Source organism: Streptomyces sp. ISL-12, from assembly GCF_018614415.1.
Lineage (GTDB): Bacteria > Actinomycetota > Actinomycetes > Streptomycetales > Streptomycetaceae > Streptomyces.
Genome location: NZ_JAGGOO010000104.1, coordinates 1 through 18,569 on the forward strand (window position 1 = coordinate 1; position 18,569 = coordinate 18,569).

The window sequence follows — 18,569 nt, forward strand, 5'->3', positions numbered from 1 at the left end:
CCTCCGACGCGGGGGCCCCGGCAGCACAGGGCCGGGACGGTCACGGCGGCGGCACGGAGCAGGACGGCACGCGTGGGCACGGCCCCGCCGCCCCCGGCGGCACACCGGACCCCGCGGCACCGGAGGCCCCAGCCGCCCCCCGGCCCCCACACCCGCCGGCCGAGCAGCCCCCGGCAGCAGCCCCGGCCCCCCACAGCCCCGGCGCCCCCGGCACCCGTGCCACGGACCAGCGCACGCACGCGCGGCCGGACACGGGACCGGACGTGAGGTCTGACACGCGATCGGTCACGCGGTCGGACGGCGGCGGCCCCGACCGCCCGCCGCGCCGCCCCCGCGAACCCGGCGGCGGCCTGCTGATGGGCCGCCCGTTCGGCGTCCCCGTCTACGTCGCCCCCAGCTGGTTCCTGGTCGCCGCGCTGATCACCTGGGTGTTCGGCGGCCAGCTCGACCGCGTCCTGCCCGAGCTGGGCGCCGCCCGCTACCTGGTCTCCCTCTTCTTCGCGGTCGCCTTCTACGCCTCCGTCCTCGTCCACGAACTGGCCCACACCGTCGCCGCCCTCCGCTTCAAGCTCCCGGTCCGCCGCATCCAGCTCCAGTTCTTCGGCGGCGTCTCCGAGATCGAGAAGGAGGCCGAGACCCCCGGCCGCGAATTCGTCCTGGCCTTCGTCGGCCCGCTGCTCTCCCTCGTCCTCGCCGGCGTCTTCTACCTCGCTCTGCTGCCCGTCGAGCCCGGCACCGTCCCCGGCGTCCTGCTGGCCGGCCTGATGATCTCCAACCTCATCGTGGCCGCCTTCAACCTGCTCCCCGGCCTCCCCCTGGACGGCGGCCGGATGCTCCGTGCCGTCGTGTGGAAGATCACCGGCAAGCCGATGACCGGCACCGTCGCCGCCGCCTGGGTCGGCCGAGCCCTCGCCATCTCCGTCCTGATCGGCCTGCCCCTGCTCACCCAGGCCGGCGCCCTCGGCGCCGACGCCGTGGACAACGTCGGCATGGACACCGTCATGGACGCCCTGCTGGCCGCCATCCTCGCCGCGATCATCTGGACCGGCGCCGGCAACAGCCTGCGCATGGCCCGCCTGCGCGAACACCTCCCCGAGCTGCGCGCCCGCAACCTCACCCGCCGCGCGGTCCCCGTCGAGACCGACACCCCGCTCTCCGAGGCACTGCGCCGCGCCAACGCCGCCGGCGCTCGCGCCCTGGTCGTCGTCGACGCCGAGGGCGCCCCCCTCTCCCTGGTCCGCGAGGCCGCCATCGTCGGCGTACCCGAACACCGCCGCCCCTGGGTCGCGGTCAGCGGCCTCGCCCAGGACCTCACCGACGGCATGCGCGTCTCGGCCGAGCTGGCCGGCGAGGAACTCCTCGACGCCCTGCGCGCCACCCCCGCCACCGAGTACCTGGTCACCGAGGAGACCGGCGAGATCTACGGCGTCCTGTCCGCCGCCGACGTGGAGCGCGCCTTCGTCAAGGCGATGGCCCGACCCTCCTGATGGTCGGTGGGCATCCGAAACGCCGGTAGGCTGGTCACATGTCCGAACCGACCGGTGCCGCCCGCAGGCGCGGGCCCTTCAAGGTCGGGGACCAGGTTCAGCTGACCGACCCCAAGGGCCGCCACTACACGTTCACGCTCGAGGCCGGGAAGAACTTCCACACCCACAAGGGTTCCTTCCCCCACGACGAGCTGATCGGCGCTCCCGAGGGCAGCGTTGTCCGTACCACCGGGAACGTCGCCTACCTCGCGCTGCGCCCCCTGCTCCCCGACTACGTCCTGTCCATGCCCCGCGGCGCCGCCGTGGTCTACCCCAAGGACGCGGGGCAGATCCTCGCCTTCGCCGACATCTTCCCCGGCGCGCGCGTCGTGGAAGCCGGAGTCGGCTCCGGCTCGCTGAGCAGCTTCCTGCTGCGCGCCATCGGCGACCAGGGCATGCTGCACTCCTACGAGCGCCGCGAGGACTTCGCCGACATCGCGCGCGGCAACGTGGAGCGCTACTTCGGCGGCCCGCACCCCGCCTGGCAGCTCACCGTCGGCGACCTCCAGGACAACCTGTCCGACACCGACGTCGACCGCGTCATCCTCGACATGCTCGCCCCCTGGGAGTGCCTGGAGGCCGTCTCCAAGGCGCTGGTCCCCGGCGGCATCCTGTGCTGCTACGTGGCGACCACCACCCAGCTCGCCCGGACCGTGGAGTCCATCCGGGAGATCGGCTGCTTCAACGAGCCGACCTCCTGGGAGACCATGATCCGCAACTGGCACGTCGAGGGCCTGGCCGTCCGCCCGGACCACCGGATGATCGGCCACACCGGTTTCCTGCTCACCGCCCGCCGTCTCGCCGACGGCGTGGAACCGCCCATGCGCCGCCGCCGGCCCGCCAAGGGCGCCTACGGCGAGGACTACACCGGCCCCAACGCCGACGGAGGCACCGGCCGCTGACCCGGCCCCGTCCCCCGTACCAACGCGACGACGCCGTGGTCCAGTTCCCGCACGCACCGGGGAACTGGACCACGGCGTCGTCACGTTGACAGGGCACCATCACGCGCCCCGCACACGACCGGTCGTGACCGGAACACACGCGGGTACCCACCCCGCCGTTCCCCCGCACTGTGACGTGTGGCACGATGCTGGGCACCCCACCGGCACAGCCCTCACAGGAGACGCTCCTCGTGCAGCACCCCGCCGTCCCGGAACTGGCACACACGCGTACCCGCCCGATCCACTGGGTCGCCACCGCAACCGCCGTCGCCGCCGTGGTGGCCCTCTCCTCGGTCCTGCAGCCCGACGCCGCGACAGCGGCCCAGGCGGCGAGCCCCAAGGCCGAGCCGGCCCGGACTAAGGCCGCACCGCCCGACCCCGCGAGCGTCACGTTCCCCCTGGACTGCGGCCCGGTGAAGGCCCTGGTCCAGAAGAAGGCGTCCGGCGACCTGGACGGCGACGGCCGCCCGGAGACGGTCGCCGCGGTGCACTGCGACGCCCCCATGGGCACCCCGCCCGACGGCGTCTACGTCCTGACCTCGGGCAGCGACGGCGAGCCCCGGGTGGTCGCGACGCTGATCGACCCCGAGGAGCGCCGGACCGTCACCGACCTCTCCGTCACCGACGGCGCCGTCCTCGCCACGTACCTCGGCTACTCGTCGGCCGACGTACCCAGTTGCTGCCCGGACGTCGAGGAAGACGCGAAGTGGCGCTGGAACAACGGCGCGTTCGTCCGCTCCACACCCGCGAAGGCCCACTCGGTGTGAGCGCGAACCGCGCCGTCCCCATGTGAGACATCAGACATCGGTCACGGACTGTACGCAATAGGTTGCGATTTGGTCACTCTGCGTCCGGTCCGTAGACCTCGACCCTGTCCGAAACCCGACGTACGTGGATGCACTCGCCCGGACACTCCTTCGCCGAGTCGACCACATCCGTGAGAAGCGGCAACGGTACGGGTGTTGTCGCCCCCTCGGCCTGCAGCAGCTCGTCGTCCGCGCCCTTGACGTAGGCGAGACCGTCGATGTCCAGCTCGAACACCTCGGGCGCGTACTGGGCACAGATGCCGTCGCCGGTACACAGGTCCTGATCGATCCAGACCTCCAATGCCTCACCGGCGACTCCGGCCTCCTGCTGCACGATCGTCTCTCCTGCCGTTTCTGCGTCGAGCGGCGGGAATCCGGCCAGCTCTGACGGGTGTTGAACACTTCGAGCCTACCGCCGCCTGCTTTCCCGACGTGTTCCGTGGGTATTCCCCTGGCGTGAGGGAGAGCGCAAGGGTGAAGATCGGACACACCCCGACCGTCTTTGTGATCTAGGGGTTTCAATCGACACCCACCCAGGTAGGGTCTGGAAGCGTCCAGCTCCCCTTGGAGGAGGTGAGGACCGTGGCAGCCCACGACGACGACATGAACCGCGGCATCCGCCCGGGACGCGGGTCCGACGACCCGACCGGACAGATTGCCTATCTTGAGCAGGAGATCGCCGTCCTGCGACGCAAGCTCGCCGACTCTCCGCGGCACACGAGAATCCTCGAAGAGCGGATCGTCGAGCTGCAGACCAATCTGGCCGGCGTATCCGCGCAGAACGAGCGACTGGCCAATACACTCCGCGAGGCCCGCGACCAGATCGTGGCCCTCAAGGAGGAGGTCGACCGGCTGGCGCAGCCGCCGGCCGGCTTCGGTGTCTTCCTGCAGGCGAACGAGGACGGCACGGCCGACATCTTCACCGGGGGCCGCAAGCTCCGGGTGAACGTGAGCCCCAGCGTGGAGCTGGACGACCTGCGCCGCGGCCAGGAAGTCATGCTCAACGAGGCGCTCAACGTGGTCGAGGCCATGCAGTTCGAGAGCGTCGGCGACATCGTCACCCTCAAGGAAGTCCTGGAGGACGGCGAGCGCGCCCTGGTGCTGGGGCACACCGACGAGGAGCGCGTGGTCCGGCTCGCCGAGCCGCTGCGCGGCATCACCATCCGCGCCGGCGACGCCCTCCTGCTCGAACCCCGCTCCGGCTACGTCTACGAGGTCGTCCCCAAGAGCGAGGTCGAGGAACTCGTCCTCGAAGAGGTCCCCGACATCGGCTACGAGCAGATCGGCGGCCTCGGCGGACAGATCGAGATGATCCGCGACGCGGTCGAGCTCCCGTATCTCTACCCCGACCTGTTCAAGGAGCACGAGCTGCGTCCGCCCAAGGGCGTCCTGCTCTACGGCCCGCCCGGATGCGGCAAGACGCTCATCGCCAAGGCGGTCGCGAACTCGCTGGCCAAGAAGGTCGCCGAGGTCACCGGCCAGGCCGCGGGCAAGAGCTTCTTCCTGAACATCAAGGGCCCCGAGCTGCTGAACAAGTACGTCGGTGAGACCGAGCGGCAGATCCGCCTGGTCTTCCAGCGGGCCCGGGAGAAGGCCAGCGAGGGCACCCCCGTCATCGTCTTCTTCGACGAGATGGAGTCCCTCTTCCGCACCCGCGGCTCCGGTGTCAGCTCGGACGTGGAGAACACCATCGTCCCCCAGCTGCTCGCCGAGATCGACGGCGTGGAGGGCCTGCAGAACGTGGTCGTGATCGGCGCCTCCAACCGCGAGGACATGATCGACCCCGCCATCCTGCGGCCCGGCCGGCTCGACGTGAAGATCAAGATCGAGCGCCCGGACGCCGAGGCCGCCAAGGACATCTTCGGCAAGTACCTCACCGAGCGCCTCCCGCTCCACGAGGAAGACCTCAAGGAGCACGACAAGGACAAGGCGGCCACCGTCCAGAGCATGATCCAGACGGCGGTGGAACAGATGTACGCCGAATCCGAGGAGAACCGCTTCCTGGAGGTCACCTACGCCAATGGCGACAAGGAAGTCCTCTACTTCAAGGACTTCAATTCCGGCGCCATGATCGAGAACATCGTGGGCCGCGCCAAGAAAATGGCGATCAAGGACTTCCTGGAGAAGAACCAGAAGGGCCTGCGCGTCTCCCACCTGCTCCAGGCCTGCGTGGACGAGTTCAAGGAGAACGAGGACCTGCCCAACACCACCAACCCGGACGACTGGGCCCGGATCTCCGGAAAGAAGGGCGAGCGGATCGTGTACATCCGTACGCTCGTCACCGGAAAGCAGGGCGCGGACACCGGACGCTCCATCGACACGGTGGCGAACACCGGTCAGTACCTGTAAAAAACCGGACGGCTGCGGGTGTCCCTCAGCGGGTACCCGCAGCCGACTGTTTTTCCAGGGCCACGGCTGGAGCAAGGCAATGACGCAAATGATCTCCCCACCAGCGCAAAGGCGTTCTAGGCTCTTCCATACCGCCGAGTCGCGCAGTGCGGGGACGGGCACCGCACACGCACCGGAGCGCCAGCGGTACGTGAGCGGCGTCCACGACCGTGGGCACCGCCGGGCAAGGAGGGCCGCATGACCGTACGGCGAGTAATGGGCATCGAGACGGAGTACGGCATCTCCGTCCCCGGTCACCCCAACGCCAATGCCATGCTCACCTCGTCCCAGATCGTCAACGCCTACGCGGCGGCGATGCACCGGGCCCGCCGGGCCCGCTGGGACTTCGAGGAGGAGAACCCGCTGCGGGACGCGCGAGGCTTCGACCTCGCCCGGGAGGCCGCCGACTCCAGCCAGCTCACCGACGAGGACATCGGCCTGGCCAACGTGATCCTCACCAACGGTGCCCGGCTCTACGTCGACCACGCGCACCCCGAGTACAGCGCGCCCGAGGTCACCAATCCGCGGGATGCCGTGCTCTGGGACAAGGCGGGCGAGCGCATCATGGCCGAGGCGGCCGAGCGGGCCGCCCAGCTGCCCGGGGCCCAGCCGATCCACCTGTACAAGAACAACACCGACAACAAGGGCGCGTCCTACGGCACGCACGAGAACTACCTGATGAAGCGGGAGACCGCCTTCTCGGACATCGTGCGCCACCTGACGCCGTTCTTCGTCTCCCGGCAGGTCGTCACCGGCGCCGGCCGCGTCGGCATCGGCCAGGACGGCCACGAGCACGGCTTCCAGCTGAGCCAGCGCGCGGACTACTTCGAGGTCGAGGTCGGCCTGGAGACGACCCTGAAGCGCCCGATCATCAACACGCGCGACGAACCGCACGCGGACGCCGAGAAGTACCGCCGACTGCACGTGATCATCGGTGACGCGAACCTGTCGGAGATCTCGACGTACCTGAAACTGGGCACGACCGCCCTGGTGCTGTCCATGATCGAGGACGGCTTCATCGCCGTGGACCTGGCGGTCGACCAGCCGGTACGCACCCTCCACCAGGTCTCGCACGATCCCTCGCTGAAGCAGCTCGTCACGCTCCGCAGCGGACGGACGCTCACGGCGGTGCAGCTCCAGATGGAGTACTTCGAGCTGTCCCGCAAGTACGTGGAGGAGCGGTACGGGGCCGACGCGGACGACCAGACCAAGGACGTCCTGACCCGCTGGGAGGACACCCTCAACCGCCTGGAGAACGACCCGATGAGCCTGGCCGGCGAGCTGGACTGGGTCGCCAAGCGGGAACTCATGGAGGGCTACCGGCGCCGCGACGGCGTGGACTGGGACGCGCCCCGGCTGCACCTGGTCGACCTCCAGTACGCGGACGTACGCCCCGAGAAGGGCTTGTACAACCGCCTGGCGGCCCGTGGCCGCATGAAGCGGCTGCTGGACGACGGGGAGGTCGAGCGGGCCCGTACGAAGCCGCCCGAGGACACCCGCGCCTACTTCCGCGGGCGCTGTCTTGAGCAGTACGCGGACGACGTGGCCGCGGCCTCCTGGGACTCAGTGATCTTCGATCTGCCGGGCCGGGACTCGCTGCAGCGCGTACCGACCCTGGAGCCGCTTCGCGGAACGCGTAATCACGTCAAGGAGCTGCTGGACCGCTGCCGGACCGCGGAAGACCTGGTCAGGGTGTTGTCCGGCGGATGAACCGGGCGTGTTCCGGGCATGATCCTGGGCAGTGGGTACCCGGGCGGAGTCAGCCGGGCCGGGGTGAAAATCCCCGGCCCGGGAATCATCGAGGTGGTCCCCGCGCGTTGTGTATTCCGCGGGGCCGATGTCAGAGCCGGCTTGTAGGGTCGGATCTTGACGAGCGAACTGTGTCGGGCGAACCGAGCGGGGTGAGGGTTATGGCGACCAAGGACACCGGCGGCGGGCAGCAGAAGGCCACGCGTTCCACCGAGGAGGTCGAGGAGCAGGCGCAGGACGCGCAGGCGTCGGAGGACCTCAAGGAACGGCAGGAGAAGCTGAGCGACGACGTCGACTCGGTGCTGGACGAGATCGATGATGTGCTCGAGGAAAACGCAGAGGACTTCGTTCGCTCATTCGTTCAGAAGGGCGGTCAGTAGCCTTCGAATCGAAGGTCACGGGGGGCGGTCTTTGTCGAGTGAAGAATCTGTCAAGCGTTGCCCGCAGTGCAAGCAGCACAAGCCGCGGGCAGCGTTTGCACGGAACAAGGCGATGCGTGACGGGTTGCAGGCCTACTGCCGAGAGTGCGCGGCGGCCTATCACCAGGAACGCCAGGTGGCCAAGGGGCGCAACGTTCGACCCCGAGTGGACGTGCCCGAGGGGCACAAGCTCTGCCGGACATGCGGTGAGATCAAACCGCACGCTGAGTGGGCTCGAAACCGTAGCGCCTCCGATGGTCTGGCTACGCTCTGCAAGCCCTGCAAAGCGGCGCAGGGGCGCGCTCGGCGCTTGAAGCGTCACTACGGCCTCACCGAGGGCGAGCGTGATGCGGTGGTCGCTTCTCAGATGGGGCTCTGCGTGATCTGTCTGAAGGCTCCGGCCGTCCATGTGGACCACTGCCACAAGACGGGTAGGGTCCGTGGCGTACTGTGCTTCAACTGCAATTCGGCCATCGGTAAGTTCGGGGACGACCCCGACGCCGTCCGTCGGGCCGCCGCTTACTTGGAAGGAATCGCGTGGAAGCCAACACTCGTAGCACCGGGCGTCTACCAGCTGCCTTCCTGACGCCTGGATCGTCCTCCTTCATGGACTTCCTGTCGGAGCACCAGCCGGAGATCCTCCCGGGCAACCGGCAGCTGCCGCCGACCCAGGGTGTCATCGAGGCCCCGCACGGCACGACGATCGTGGCCGTGACGTTCGCCGGCGGTGTCGTGCTCGCCGGTGACCGCCGGGCCACCATGGGCAACGTCATCGCGCAGCGGGACATCGAGAAGGTGTTCCCCGCCGACGAGTACTCGGCGGTGGGCATCGCCGGTACGGCGGGGCTGGCCGTGGAGATGGTGAAGCTGTTCCAGCTGGAACTGGAGCACTTCGAGAAGGTCGAGGGCGCGCAGCTGTCCCTGGAGGGCAAGGCCAACCGGCTGTCGACGATGATCCGTTCCAACCTCGGCATGGCGATGCAGGGGCTGGCTGTGGTTCCGCTGTTCGCCGGGTACGACGTCGACCGCGGCAAGGGCCGCATCTTCTCGTACGACGTGACGGGCGGGCGGTCCGAGGAGCACAACTTCGCCGCCACGGGGTCGGGGTCGGTGTTCGCGCGCGGCGCGATGAAGAAGCTCTTCCGGGGCGACCTGAGCGAGGACGACGCCACCACGCTGGTGGTGCAGGCGCTGTACGACGCGGCCGACGACGACTCGGCGACCGGTGGGCCCGATGTCGCCCGGCGGATCTTCCCGATCGTCACCGTGATCACCGAGGACGGCTTCCGCCGGCTGACCGAGGACGAGTCTTCCGAGATCGCCCGCTCGGTGCTGGAGCGGCGGCTGGAGCAGCCCGACGGTCCGCGGGCGGCGCTGCTGTAGCGGCGGGCACGGTTGCTTTGTTGTCAGGTGATCCAGTGACTTCGACAGAAAGGGACGGTTGACCGGTGTCGACGCCGTTCTATGTCTCACCCCAGCAGGCCATGGCCGACCGGGCCGAGTACGCCCGCAAGGGCATCGCCCGTGGTCGCAGCCTGGTCGTGCTGCAGTATGCCGACGGCATCGTGTTCGTCGGTGAGAACCCGTCCCGTGCGCTGCACAAGTTCAGCGAGATCTATGACCGGATCGGTTTCGCGGCCGCCGGCAAGTACAACGAGTACGAGAACCTGCGGATCGGTGGCGTGCGCTATGCCGACCTGCGGGGTTACACCTATGACCGGGACGATGTGACGGCTCGGGGGCTGGCCAACGTCTACGCCCAGACGCTGGGCACGATCTTCTCGAGTGCGGCGGAGAAGCCGTACGAGGTGGAGCTGGTCGTCGCGGAGGTCGGGGAGACGCCCGAGGGCGATCAGATCTACCGGCTTCCGCACGACGGGTCGATCGTCGATGAGCACGGGTCGGTGGCGGTCGGTGGTAACGCGGAGCAGATCAGTTCGTACCTGGACCAGCGGCACCGGGACGGGATGACGCTGGCGGAGGCGCTGCGGCTGGCGGTGCAGGCGCTGTCGCGGGACACCAACGGCAGCGAGCGGGAGATTCCGGCGGAGCGGCTGGAAGTGGCGGTGCTGGACCGTACGCGGCCGCAGAAGCGGAAGTTCCGGCGCATTGTGGGGGGGCAGCTGTCGAGGCTGCTGGACGCGTCTTCGGCGTCTGGTGGGGCGGGGGACGCCGAGGAGGAGCAGCAGTAGCGGTTGAGTGGGGGGTGCCTGCGGCGCCTGTGTGGGTTCGGTGTGGGCGCGTGTAGCGCCCACGGTGCGGTCTGTGGTCGGGGCCGGGGTGGGGGGTGTCCGTCCTCGGAACGGCGCGGAATCGGTCTCCTACGGGGCTTACCCGGGTCGACGCGCCAACCGCTGCGGGCGGCCCCCCGCCCCGGCCCCTTCTCGCCGTACGCGGGTGCGGGTACGACCCCGCGCGATCGCAGGCGGCGCGGGCCGCGTCACCGCGGGCCGCGTCACCGCGGGAAGTCGTGCCGCCTGGGGCGGCACGGGTGGGCGCGGCGGCAACCGGTCGGGGCCGGGTCGTGGCCCCCGCCCAGCCCAGCGGTGCTGCTCAGCGGGGCGGTGCCGTCGAGCCTCGGACGATCAGCTGTACGGGGATGTCGCCGCCCTGGGGCGCCCGGCCGTCCAGGACGTCCAGTAGCGCCCGCATGCCTCGTTCGCCGAAGAGTTCCGCGTCCAGGCGGACCGTCGTCAACTCGGGGTCGATCGCCGTGGCGAGGGCGAGGTCGTCCAGGCCGGTGACGGAGAGGTCCTCGGGGATGCGCAGGCCCAGGCGGCGCAGCGCCTTGTAGGCGCCGGCGGCGAGTTTGTCGTCGTCGCAGACCAGGGCGGTGGGTCGTGGACCGGGGACCGTGAGGGCCGCCTCCGTGGCGGTTCGGGCGTCCTCGATGGAGATGGGCGCGCGGGTCGTGCGGAGTTCGGTGCCGGGGACGGTGTCCAGGCGTGCCGCCAGTTCCCGGGCCCGTACCTCGAACGTCCAGGAGGCCACGTCCGCGGCGAGGTGCAGGAAGCGACGGTGGCCCAGGGCCAGCAGGTGGTCCGCGACCTGACGGACGCCGTCGGCGATGTCCAGGTTGACTGTCGCCGTGCCCGTGCTGCTCTCCGGGTCGCTGTCCAGCATCACGAGTGGCAGTTGGTCGCCGCGGATGGCGGTGAGGGCGTCGGCGGCCATGGAGGAGGCGATGACGCCGTCCAGGGCCGCCTGGGCGGAGGCGAACGGGTCTCTCGCCGGGCCGATGCCCTCGGGGGAGGGGTAGAGGACGACTCCGAAGCCGTGTTCGGCGGCGACGCGGGCGGCGCCCGTGTAGACGCCCGCGAAGAACTCCGTGGTCAGGGCCGGTACGACGAGGAGGACCGTGCGGGTGCGGCCGAGGCGCAGGTTGCGGGCCGCGAGGTTGGGGCGGTAGCCGAGGTCGTGGGCGGCTCGGCGTACGCGTTCGGCCGTCGTCTCCGAGACGCGTCCGCGCCATTTGTCCCCCATGACCAGGGAGACCGCGGCCTGGGAGACGCCGGCGACCCGGGCGACGTCCCGGCTCGTCGGACGTGTGCTGCCTCGTGCCACCGTGGGCCCGCTCCTTCGTCTGGACTCCCGAACAGCGGTCATGGTACGTATGGGCGCGCACTAGTTATACGTAAAACGTGCGGTGGTGACGAGAGGAGTCGGTCGTGGTCGCGGGGTATCTGGAGATTCTTCGTGCGCGGCATGCCGTGCGGCTGCTGGTCGGCACGCTCGTGGGGCGGCTGCCCAACGCCACCGCGGCGATCGCCATCGTGCTGTTCGTGCGGGCGGAGGGCGGGTCCTACAGCCTGGCGGGGGCGCTCGCGGCCGTGTACGGGGTCGCCAATGCCGTGGGGCAGCCCGTGCTGGGGCGGCTCGTGGATCTGTTCGGGCAGCCGCGGGTGCAGCTTCCGGCGGCCGTTGTGTCGGGTCTGGCGATGGCCGTCTTCGCCTTCGCCGGCACCGATCCGGTCGTCGTCGCCTATCTGGCGGTGGCGGGCGCGGGGCTGTTCACGCCGCCGCTGGAGGGCGGGCTGCGGGCCCTGTGGCCCAGTGTGCTGGGCAAGGAGGGGCAGGTGCACACGGCGTACGCGATGGACGCCGTGGCCCAGGAGGTGATGTTCACCGTCGGGCCGCTGCTGGTGACGCTGTGCGCGTCCCTGTGGTCGGCGCAGGCCGCGCTGCTCGTGCTCAACGTGATCGGGGTGCTCGGGGCGCTGTCGGTCGTCGTGTCGCCGCCCTCGCGCGCGTGGCGGTCGGCTCCGCGCGCGGCGCACTGGCTGGGCGCGCTGCGCTCGCCGGGGCTGCTGGCGCTGCTCGCCGCCTTCCTGTTCGTCGGGATGGCGCTCGGGTCGATCACGGTCGCGGCCGTGTCGTACGCGGACGAGCACGGCGGTGACGCCGTGTACGGCTGGCTGATGGCCGCGCTGGGGCTCGGGGCGCTGGTGGGCGGCGCCGTGTACGGGGCACGGCAGTGGGGCGGTGAGCCGGCGCGGAGGCTGCGGGTGCTGGTGGCGCTGCTGGCGGTGTGTTACCTGCCGTTGATGTCGATGCCGGGCGCGGTCGGCATGGTGCTGCTCACCGTGGTGGCCGGAGTCTTCCTGGCGCCGGCCATCGCCTGTGCTTTCGTGCTCGTCGACCGGCACGCTCCCCGGGGTACCGTCACCGAGGCGTTCTCCTGGCTGGTGACGACGTTCACCGTGGGCGCGTCGGTCGGCACGGGGCTCGCCGGGCCGGTCGTCGAGGCGGGCGGGGCGCTGTGGGGCTTCGCCCTGCCGGGTGCCGCGGGGGCGGTCTCCCTGCTGGTGCTGACGGTGACCGGGCGGGTCCTCGCAGTTCCCGCCGGGCAGGCGGTGGTTGCGGCTTCATCGGAAAATGATCCAAACCGTGCCGTCGAACCCCGTTTCAGTTCAGGGGATCGGGCGTAATGTTCAGTCATGGACCGCCGCATTTTCGGGCTGGAGAACGAGTACGGCGTCACGTGCACGTTCAGGGGACAGCGCCGCCTGTCGCCTGACGAGGTGGCGCGGTACCTCTTCCGCCGTGTCGTGTCATGGGGCCGCAGCAGCAATGTGTTTCTGCGCAACGGCGCCCGCCTCTATCTCGATGTCGGGTCGCATCCGGAATACGCGACACCCGAATGTGACAACGTCACCGAGCTCGTCACGCATGACAAGGCGGGCGAGCGCATTCTCGAGGGACTCCTGGTGGACGCCGAACGACGCCTGCACGAGGAGGGAATCGCGGGCGACGTCTACCTCTTCAAGAACAACACCGATTCGGCGGGCAACTCCTACGGCTGTCACGAGAACTACCTGGTGGCCCGGCACGGGGAGTTCTCCCGGCTCGCGGACATCCTCATCCCGTTCCTGGTGACGAGGCAGCTGCTGTGCGGCGCGGGCAAGGTGCTGCAGACGCCGCGCGGGGCCGTGTACTGCGTCAGCCAGCGCGCCGAGCACATCTGGGAGGGCGTCTCCTCGGCGACGACCAGGTCCCGGCCGATCATCAACACCCGCGACGAGCCGCACGCCGACGCCGAGCGCTACCGCCGGCTGCACGTCATCGTGGGCGACTCGAACATGTCGGAGACGACCATGCTGCTCAAGGTCGGCGCCACCGACCTGGTGCTGCGCATGATCGAGGCCGGCACGGTGATGCGGGACCTGACCCTGGAGAACCCCATCCGGGCGATCCGCGAGGTCAGCCACGACATCACCGGACGGCGGAAGGTGCGCCTGGCCAGCGGCCGGGAGGCGTCCGCGCTGGAGGTGCAGCGGGAGTACTACGAGAAGGCCGTGGACTTCTGCGAGCGGCGCGGTATCCGCACCGGGACCGTCGAGCGGGTCCTGGAGCTGTGGGGCCGCACCCTGGACGCGATCGAGACCGAGGACCTCGACCGCATCGACACCGAGATCGACTGGGTGATGAAGTACAAGCTCATCGAGCGGTACCGGGCCAAGCACAACATGACCATGTCGCATCCGCGGGTCGCGCAGATAGACCTCGCCTACCACGACATCCACCGCCGTCGCGGCCTGTACTACCTGCTGGAGAAGAAGGGCCAGGCCACTCGGGTCTGCAACGACTTGAAGATCTTCGAGGGCAAGTCCGTTCCCCCGCAGACGACTCGGGCCCGGCTGCGCGGCGACTTCATCCGGCGGGCCCAGGAACAGCGCCGTGATTTCACGGTCGACTGGGTCCACCTCAAGCTCAACGACCAGGCGCAGCGCACCGTGTTGTGCAAGGACCCGTTCCGTTCCGTCGACGACCGGGTGGAGAAGCTGATCGCGGGCATGTAGCGCTCCGAATACATGGTCGGAACGCCACACGGGCGCCGTACGTTTCCCGTACGGCGCCCTTCTCACGCCGTAGAGTTGCGCGCACGCCATCAACCATGATCGACCGATTACGAGGCCCTCACCGTGCGCCGACGCTCACTTCTCATCGCCGTACCCGTTGGACTGACCACCCTCGCCGCGTGCGGCGACGACGGGGGCGAAGCGGACGACGCCGGTGAGACGCCCTCGGCGTCGGCCACGTCGGCGGCACCGGCCCCGAAGATCGTCGACGGTCCGCTGCCGGCGATCACGGCGGGTACGGAGTTCGGCGAGAAGCCGACGGTCGCCAAGGGCAGCGGCGACCCGTCCGGGCAGCTCGCGGTCAAGACGGCCGTCGCGGGCAGCGGCAAGACGGTCGCCGAGAACGACTTCGTGGTCGCGGACTACCTGGGCCAGATCTGGTCCTCCGCCAAGGTGCTCGGCAACTCCTACGACACCAAGAGCCCGCTGGTCTTCCAGCTCGCCCAGGGCAGCGTCATCGACGGCTGGCGGTACGCCCTCACGGGCAAGAAGACCGGCAGCCGCGTCCTCTTCGCCGTCCCGCCGGACTGGGCCTACGGCGACCAGGGCAACGAGCAGCTCGGGGTGAAGAAGGACGACACCCTGGTGTTCGTCTTCGACCTCAAGGACAGCTACAACGCCAAGTCGTCGGCCAAGGGCGAGGAGGTCGCCCAGGACGACACCGCGCTGCCGAAGGTGGGCACCAACACCGACGGCAAGGCGCCTTCCATCGAGGTGCCCGACGCCGACGCGCCGAAGAAGCTCGTGGCGGACTACGTCATCGAGGGCGACGGTGCCGAGGTCGCGGCCGAGGACAGCGTCCTGGTGCAGTACAAGGGCGTGCTGTGGGACGGGGGCAAGGAGTTCGACTCGACGTACAAGCGGGGGCAGCTCACGTCCTTCGGCCTCCAGCAGGTCGTCAAGGGCTGGTCGCAGGGGCTGACCGGCAAGAAGGTCGGCAGCCGCGTCCTCATCGTCGTCCCGCCGAACCTGGGGTACGGCGACAGCCCCCCGGAGGGCAGCGGCATCAAGAAGGACTCGACGCTGGTCTTCTCGGTCGACATCCTCGCGAAGCTCTGACGCGGCGGGGATGAAACACTGGGACCGTTGCCTTTCCGCAGACAAGCAGGAGCTAGAGACGTGAGCATCGACAAGCCCGAGATCGACTTCCCCGGCGGCGAGCCCCCGGCGGACCTCGAGATCAAGGACATCTGGGAGGGCGACGGACCCGTTGCGCAGGCGGGCCAGACGGTCACCGTGCACTACGTGGGTGTCGCCTTCTCCACCGGCGAGGAGTTCGACGCCAGCTGGAACCGCGGCGCCCCGTTCCGCTTCCCGCTGGGCGGCGGCCGGGTCATCAAGGGCTGGGACCAGGGCGTGCAGGGCATGAAGGTCGGCGGCCGTCGCCAGCTGACCATCCCGGCCCACCTCGCCTACGGCAACCAGAGCCCGACCCCGCTGATCAAGCCCGGCGAGACGCTGATCTTCGTCGTCGACCTGCTCGGCGTCTGATCCGACCTCGTCGGGGCCCGATCGGTACGGATCCGACCGGACGCGACCGGCTCGGGGCCCATGCCCGTGTGGGCATGGGCCCTCGGCTTTTGCCAGGCCACCGCGGGGCGGTACGGTCATCGGCGTAGGCATCACAAGGAGGCGAAGGGCGTCGATGGCCATTGCCAAGGCCGAGCGGCTGATGAACCTGGCGCTGTGTCTGCTCGGCACCCGCCGGCCGCTCAGCAAGCGCGAACTGCGCGAGTCCATCGAGGCCTATGTCGAGGCGTTCGGACCCGAGCACACCACGCCGGGCTCCGACGACGCCTTCAACCGCATGTTCGAGCGGGACAAGGACGACCTGCGCGAGCTGGGGCTCGTCATCGAGACCGTGGAGAGCCTGGACGGCGAGATCGGCTACCTCGCCCGCCGCGACAGCAACCGCCTGCCGGCCATCACCCTGGACGCCGAGGAGGCCGCCGCCCTGGGCCTTGCCGCCAAGGTCTGGCAGCAGGCCCGGCTGGCCGGCGCGGCCAGCGGCGCCCTGCAGAAGCTGCGCGCCGCCGGGCTGCCCGAGGACGTCGACCCCTATGAGGCGCACAGCGCGCTGGAGCCGCGCATCCCCGTGCACGAGGCCGCGTTCGAGCCGCTGATGCTGGCCTGCCGGGACCGCCGTCCGGTCGTCTTCGACTACCGCAAGGCCACCGCCGCCCGCCCCGAGACCCGGCACGTCGAGCCGTGGGCGCTGGAGTGCTGGCGCGGCCACTGGTACCTGGCGGGCTTCGACCGGGACCGCGGCGCCGAGCGGGTCTTCCGGCTGTCGCGGATCACCGGCAAGGTCCGCTCGCGCGGGGCGCGTTTCACCGCTCCCGTGCCGGACGTCGTCACCGTCCGCGAGACCGTGGCGAGCTGGGCGGGGGAGACCGCCGACCGCTCCGCGCTCATCCGGCTGCGTTCGGACGCCGGATACCCCCTTCGGGCGAAGGCCACGGCGGTCCGGGAACTCGGCGACGGCTGGGACGAGTTGGAGATTCCGTACGGGCACGGCCTGGACGCCTGGCTGGTGGAGTTCGGACCGGACGTGGTGGTGCTGGAGCCGGCCGAGCTGCGGGCCGACGTGGTGGACCGGCTGCGTGCCGTCGCCAAGGGCTGAGGGGGAGCGGACAACACAGTGGCAGGCAAACCGGTCAGGCCCGTCAACGCCATCGACCAGACCCGGCGGATGCTGTCGTTGGTGACGTATCTGCGCGAGCGCCCCGGCGCCCGGATCGAGGACGTGGCCCGCGCCTTCGGCATCACCGAGGACGAGCTGGTCTCCGACCTCGACGTGCTCCCCATGTGCGGCACCAGCTTCCGCGGCGGTGACCTGCTCGACATCGACACCGACGGCGAGCGCATCTGGTGGCACAACCCGGCCGCGCTCGGCGCGGACGCCGCCGAGCCGCTGCGCCTGGCCGCCGACGAGGCCACCGCGCTGCTGGTCGCCGCCCGCGCGGTGGCGACCCTGCCCGGCCTGCGCGAGAGCGACCGGCAGGCGCTGCTGCGGGCCACCGCCAAGGTGGAGGCCGCGGCCGGCGAGGCGGCCGGCGCCAGCTCCCGGCTGTCGGTCACCTTCGAGTCCGAGGGCGGCGTCTTCGCCGACGTCGACCGGGCCATCTCCGAGCGCCGCCGCCTGTGGATCCGGTACTACTCACCGGCCCGCGACGAGGTGACCGAGCGTGAGATCGACCCGATCCGCCTGGTCAGCGTCGGGCACACCTACGTGGAGGCGTGGTGCCGCCGCTCCGAGGCGCGGCGCACCTTCCGGCTCGACCGGGTCGCCGAGATCAAGATCCTGGACGAGCCGTCCGCGCCGCCCGAGATCGAGCCGCGCGACCTGTCCCAGGCGCTGGTGCAGCCGGCCGCCGAGGACCCCGAGGTCGTGGTGGAGGTCGGCCCCGGCGGACGCTGGGTCGCCGAGTACTACCCGCACGACAGCGCCGAGGAGCTCCCGGACGGCGGCCTGCGCATCACGCTGCGCACCCCCGACCCGGCGTCGCTCAGACGCCTGGCGCTGCGCCTCGGGCGGGACGGCCGGATCGTCACGCCGAGTGAACTGGCCGACAGCGCCCGGCAGGCTGCGCGCGACGCGCTGGCGGCGTACGACGGGACCGGGGCGGCCGACGCGTACGGGCCGTCTGCCGAGCGGGCGGCGGATACGGTGCACGACGGGCAGGAGCGAGGACGTTGAGCGAGAGCGAGTCGGCGGGGATCGGTGCGGTGGGCATGACGGTGGCGTCCGCGTTCGCCGGGATGAGAAGTGTGGCGCCGGTGGTGTTCCGGGCGGGCTGTCCGGACTGCCGGGGCCGCTTCGAGCTGACCGCGAGCGCCCTGCGCCTGGCCATCGGCGCCAGCAGCCGTACCACCTTCTACTCGTTCACCTGCCCGGACTGCGGGGTCACCGTCCGCAAGCCGGCGGGGGAGCGGATCGTGGAGCTGCTCACCGGCGGCGGGGTGCGGACCCTGCGCCTGCACTCCACCGTTTAGGACCAGGTGGCGGGACGGTCTAGGCTCGACGGCATGTTCTGGCCGATGTTCGCGGTTGCCATGGGGTTCCTGGGTCTCGCCGTCCTCGGAGTGCTCGCCGTACGGGTGTTCGTGGAGGCGCAGCGGCTGGGCCGGCAGGTGGCCGAGTCGGCCCGCCGGATCGGTGCCGCGGCGGAGGACCTGGAGCACGCCGCGGAGCGCGCGGGCCGTTCCGCGCAGGCGCTGTGAGGAGTACGCAAGACACCTGTCGGGGTTTGTGAAACGCCTGTGCGTGACGCAGCGGTCTCCTGTGACTTGCGTTCTGGGCCGCTTCGCCCTGTCGTCCGGCTCAGGGAGACAGGTACGCTGCTGGTCGCGGTCCGGAAAACGAGGCCCGGCCGCGGAC

The 18,569-nt window shown here is 70.3% G+C and carries 19 protein-coding genes; 17 read left to right on the forward strand and 2 right to left on the reverse strand.

Going from position 1 to position 18,569, the window contains the following annotated elements; genetic code table 11:
• The 3 genes from J7I94_RS26365 to J7I94_RS26375 all read left to right on the forward strand — a co-directional run.
• On the forward strand, positions 1–1,487 hold a 1,487-nt coding region (locus tag J7I94_RS26365; protein ID WP_251075776.1), incomplete at its 5' end, for a site-2 protease family protein.
• Positions 1,488–1,525: 38 nt separating this feature from the next.
• On the forward strand, positions 1,526–2,428 hold the full coding sequence (locus J7I94_RS26370) for a tRNA (adenine-N1)-methyltransferase (protein WP_215170740.1): 903 nt from the start codon (positions 1,526–1,528) through the stop codon (positions 2,426–2,428).
• 230 nt (positions 2,429–2,658) lie between these two features.
• Positions 2,659–3,234, forward strand: a complete 576-nt coding sequence (locus tag J7I94_RS26375) for a hypothetical protein (protein ID WP_215170742.1) — start codon at positions 2,659–2,661, stop codon at positions 3,232–3,234.
• A gap of 73 nt (positions 3,235–3,307) precedes the next feature.
• Here J7I94_RS26375 and J7I94_RS26380 read toward each other — a convergent pair whose 3' ends face one another.
• Entirely contained in the window at positions 3,308–3,607 is a 300-nt protein-coding gene (locus J7I94_RS26380; RefSeq protein ID WP_215170744.1) for a ferredoxin, read from the reverse strand.
• A 248-nt stretch (positions 3,608–3,855) separates the two neighbouring features.
• On the opposite strand from J7I94_RS26380, the gene arc reads away from it, so the two are divergent.
• The 6 genes from arc to prcA all read left to right on the forward strand — a co-directional run bounded on the left by arc (position 3,856) and on the right by prcA (position 10,021).
• Positions 3,856–5,622 carry a proteasome ATPase gene (gene arc, locus J7I94_RS26385; protein ID WP_215170745.1) on the forward strand — a complete coding sequence of 589 codons (1,767 nt, stop codon included), beginning with the start codon at positions 3,856–3,858 and terminating at the stop codon, positions 5,620–5,622.
• 237 nt (positions 5,623–5,859) lie between these two features.
• On the forward strand, positions 5,860–7,371 hold the full coding sequence (gene dop, locus J7I94_RS26390; RefSeq protein WP_374198418.1) for a depupylase/deamidase Dop: 1,512 nt from the start codon (positions 5,860–5,862) through the stop codon (positions 7,369–7,371).
• A 200-nt stretch (positions 7,372–7,571) separates the two neighbouring features.
• Entirely contained in the window at positions 7,572–7,790 is a 219-nt protein-coding gene (locus J7I94_RS26395) for a ubiquitin-like protein Pup (protein ID WP_016325855.1), read from the forward strand.
• A 31-nt stretch (positions 7,791–7,821) separates the two neighbouring features.
• Positions 7,822–8,415 carry an endonuclease VII domain-containing protein gene (locus tag J7I94_RS26400; RefSeq protein ID WP_251075778.1) on the forward strand — a complete coding sequence of 198 codons (594 nt, stop codon included), beginning with the start codon at positions 7,822–7,824 and terminating at the stop codon, positions 8,413–8,415.
• Complete coding sequence (gene prcB / locus J7I94_RS26405) at positions 8,367–9,212, forward strand: proteasome subunit beta (protein ID WP_215170747.1); 846 nt, start codon at positions 8,367–8,369, stop codon at positions 9,210–9,212. The genes J7I94_RS26400 and prcB overlap by 49 nt, the downstream gene beginning before the upstream one ends.
• A 65-nt stretch (positions 9,213–9,277) precedes the next feature.
• Positions 9,278–10,021, forward strand: coding sequence for a proteasome subunit alpha (prcA, locus tag J7I94_RS26410; RefSeq protein WP_215170749.1), 744 nt, complete (start codon positions 9,278–9,280; stop codon positions 10,019–10,021).
• 361 nt (positions 10,022–10,382) lie between these two features.
• Here the strand turns inward: prcA and J7I94_RS26415 are convergent, their stop codons facing one another.
• Complete coding sequence (locus J7I94_RS26415) at positions 10,383–11,435, reverse strand: LacI family DNA-binding transcriptional regulator (protein WP_215170750.1); 1,053 nt, start codon at positions 11,433–11,435, stop codon at positions 10,383–10,385.
• 62 nt (positions 11,436–11,497) lie between these two features.
• Between J7I94_RS26415 and J7I94_RS26420 the strand changes: the two genes are divergently transcribed.
• The 8 genes from J7I94_RS26420 to J7I94_RS26455 all read left to right on the forward strand — a co-directional run bounded on the left by J7I94_RS26420 (position 11,498) and on the right by J7I94_RS26455 (position 18,412).
• Complete coding sequence (locus J7I94_RS26420) at positions 11,498–12,757, forward strand: MFS transporter (protein WP_215170752.1); 1,260 nt, start codon at positions 11,498–11,500, stop codon at positions 12,755–12,757.
• Positions 12,758–12,766: 9 nt separating this feature from the next.
• On the forward strand, positions 12,767–14,128 hold the full coding sequence (gene pafA / locus J7I94_RS26425; RefSeq protein WP_215170754.1) for a Pup--protein ligase: 1,362 nt from the start codon (positions 12,767–12,769) through the stop codon (positions 14,126–14,128).
• A 123-nt stretch (positions 14,129–14,251) separates the two neighbouring features.
• A complete protein-coding gene (locus J7I94_RS26430; protein ID WP_215170755.1) occupies positions 14,252–15,247 on the forward strand; it encodes an FKBP-type peptidyl-prolyl cis-trans isomerase in 996 nt (331 codons plus the stop codon).
• 60 nt (positions 15,248–15,307) lie between these two features.
• Positions 15,308–15,679, forward strand: coding sequence for an FKBP-type peptidyl-prolyl cis-trans isomerase (locus J7I94_RS26435; RefSeq protein WP_215170757.1), 372 nt, complete (start codon positions 15,308–15,310; stop codon positions 15,677–15,679).
• A 154-nt stretch (positions 15,680–15,833) separates the two neighbouring features.
• Complete coding sequence (locus tag J7I94_RS26440; protein ID WP_215170759.1) at positions 15,834–16,811, forward strand: YafY family protein; 978 nt, start codon at positions 15,834–15,836, stop codon at positions 16,809–16,811.
• 18 nt (positions 16,812–16,829) lie between these two features.
• Positions 16,830–17,888, forward strand: coding sequence for a YafY family protein (locus J7I94_RS26445; RefSeq protein WP_215170761.1), 1,059 nt, complete (start codon positions 16,830–16,832; stop codon positions 17,886–17,888).
• Between the two features lie 35 nt (positions 17,889–17,923).
• The gene (locus tag J7I94_RS26450) at positions 17,924–18,184 is read left to right on the forward strand and encodes a hypothetical protein (protein ID WP_215170798.1); all 261 of its coding nucleotides are present in this window, start codon (positions 17,924–17,926) and stop codon (positions 18,182–18,184) included.
• Between the two features lie 33 nt (positions 18,185–18,217).
• Entirely contained in the window at positions 18,218–18,412 is a 195-nt protein-coding gene (locus J7I94_RS26455; RefSeq protein WP_215170763.1) for a hypothetical protein, read from the forward strand.
• The last annotated feature ends 157 nt before the right edge of the window (positions 18,413–18,569 follow it).

What these genes read in the sequence shown, in the direction of transcription:
- J7I94_RS26370 (WP_215170740.1), top strand. Translation starts at nt 1,526, where the DNA reads ATGTCCGAACCGACCGGTGCCGCCCGCAGGCGCGGGCCCTTCAAGGTC.
- dop (WP_374198418.1), top strand. Translation starts at nt 5,860, where the DNA reads ATGACCGTACGGCGAGTAATGGGCATCGAGACGGAGTACGGCATCTCC.
- J7I94_RS26395 (WP_016325855.1), top strand. Translation starts at nt 7,572, where the DNA reads ATGGCGACCAAGGACACCGGCGGCGGGCAGCAGAAGGCCACGCGTTCC.
- J7I94_RS26415 (WP_215170750.1), bottom strand. Translation starts at nt 11,435, where the DNA reads ATGACCGCTGTTCGGGAGTCCAGACGAAGGAGCGGGCCCACGGTGGCA.
- pafA (WP_215170754.1), top strand. Translation starts at nt 12,767, where the DNA reads ATGGACCGCCGCATTTTCGGGCTGGAGAACGAGTACGGCGTCACGTGC.
- J7I94_RS26440 (WP_215170759.1), top strand. Translation starts at nt 15,834, where the DNA reads ATGGCCATTGCCAAGGCCGAGCGGCTGATGAACCTGGCGCTGTGTCTG.
- J7I94_RS26450 (WP_215170798.1), top strand. Translation starts at nt 17,924, where the DNA reads ATGACGGTGGCGTCCGCGTTCGCCGGGATGAGAAGTGTGGCGCCGGTG.
- J7I94_RS26455 (WP_215170763.1), top strand. Translation starts at nt 18,218, where the DNA reads ATGTTCTGGCCGATGTTCGCGGTTGCCATGGGGTTCCTGGGTCTCGCC.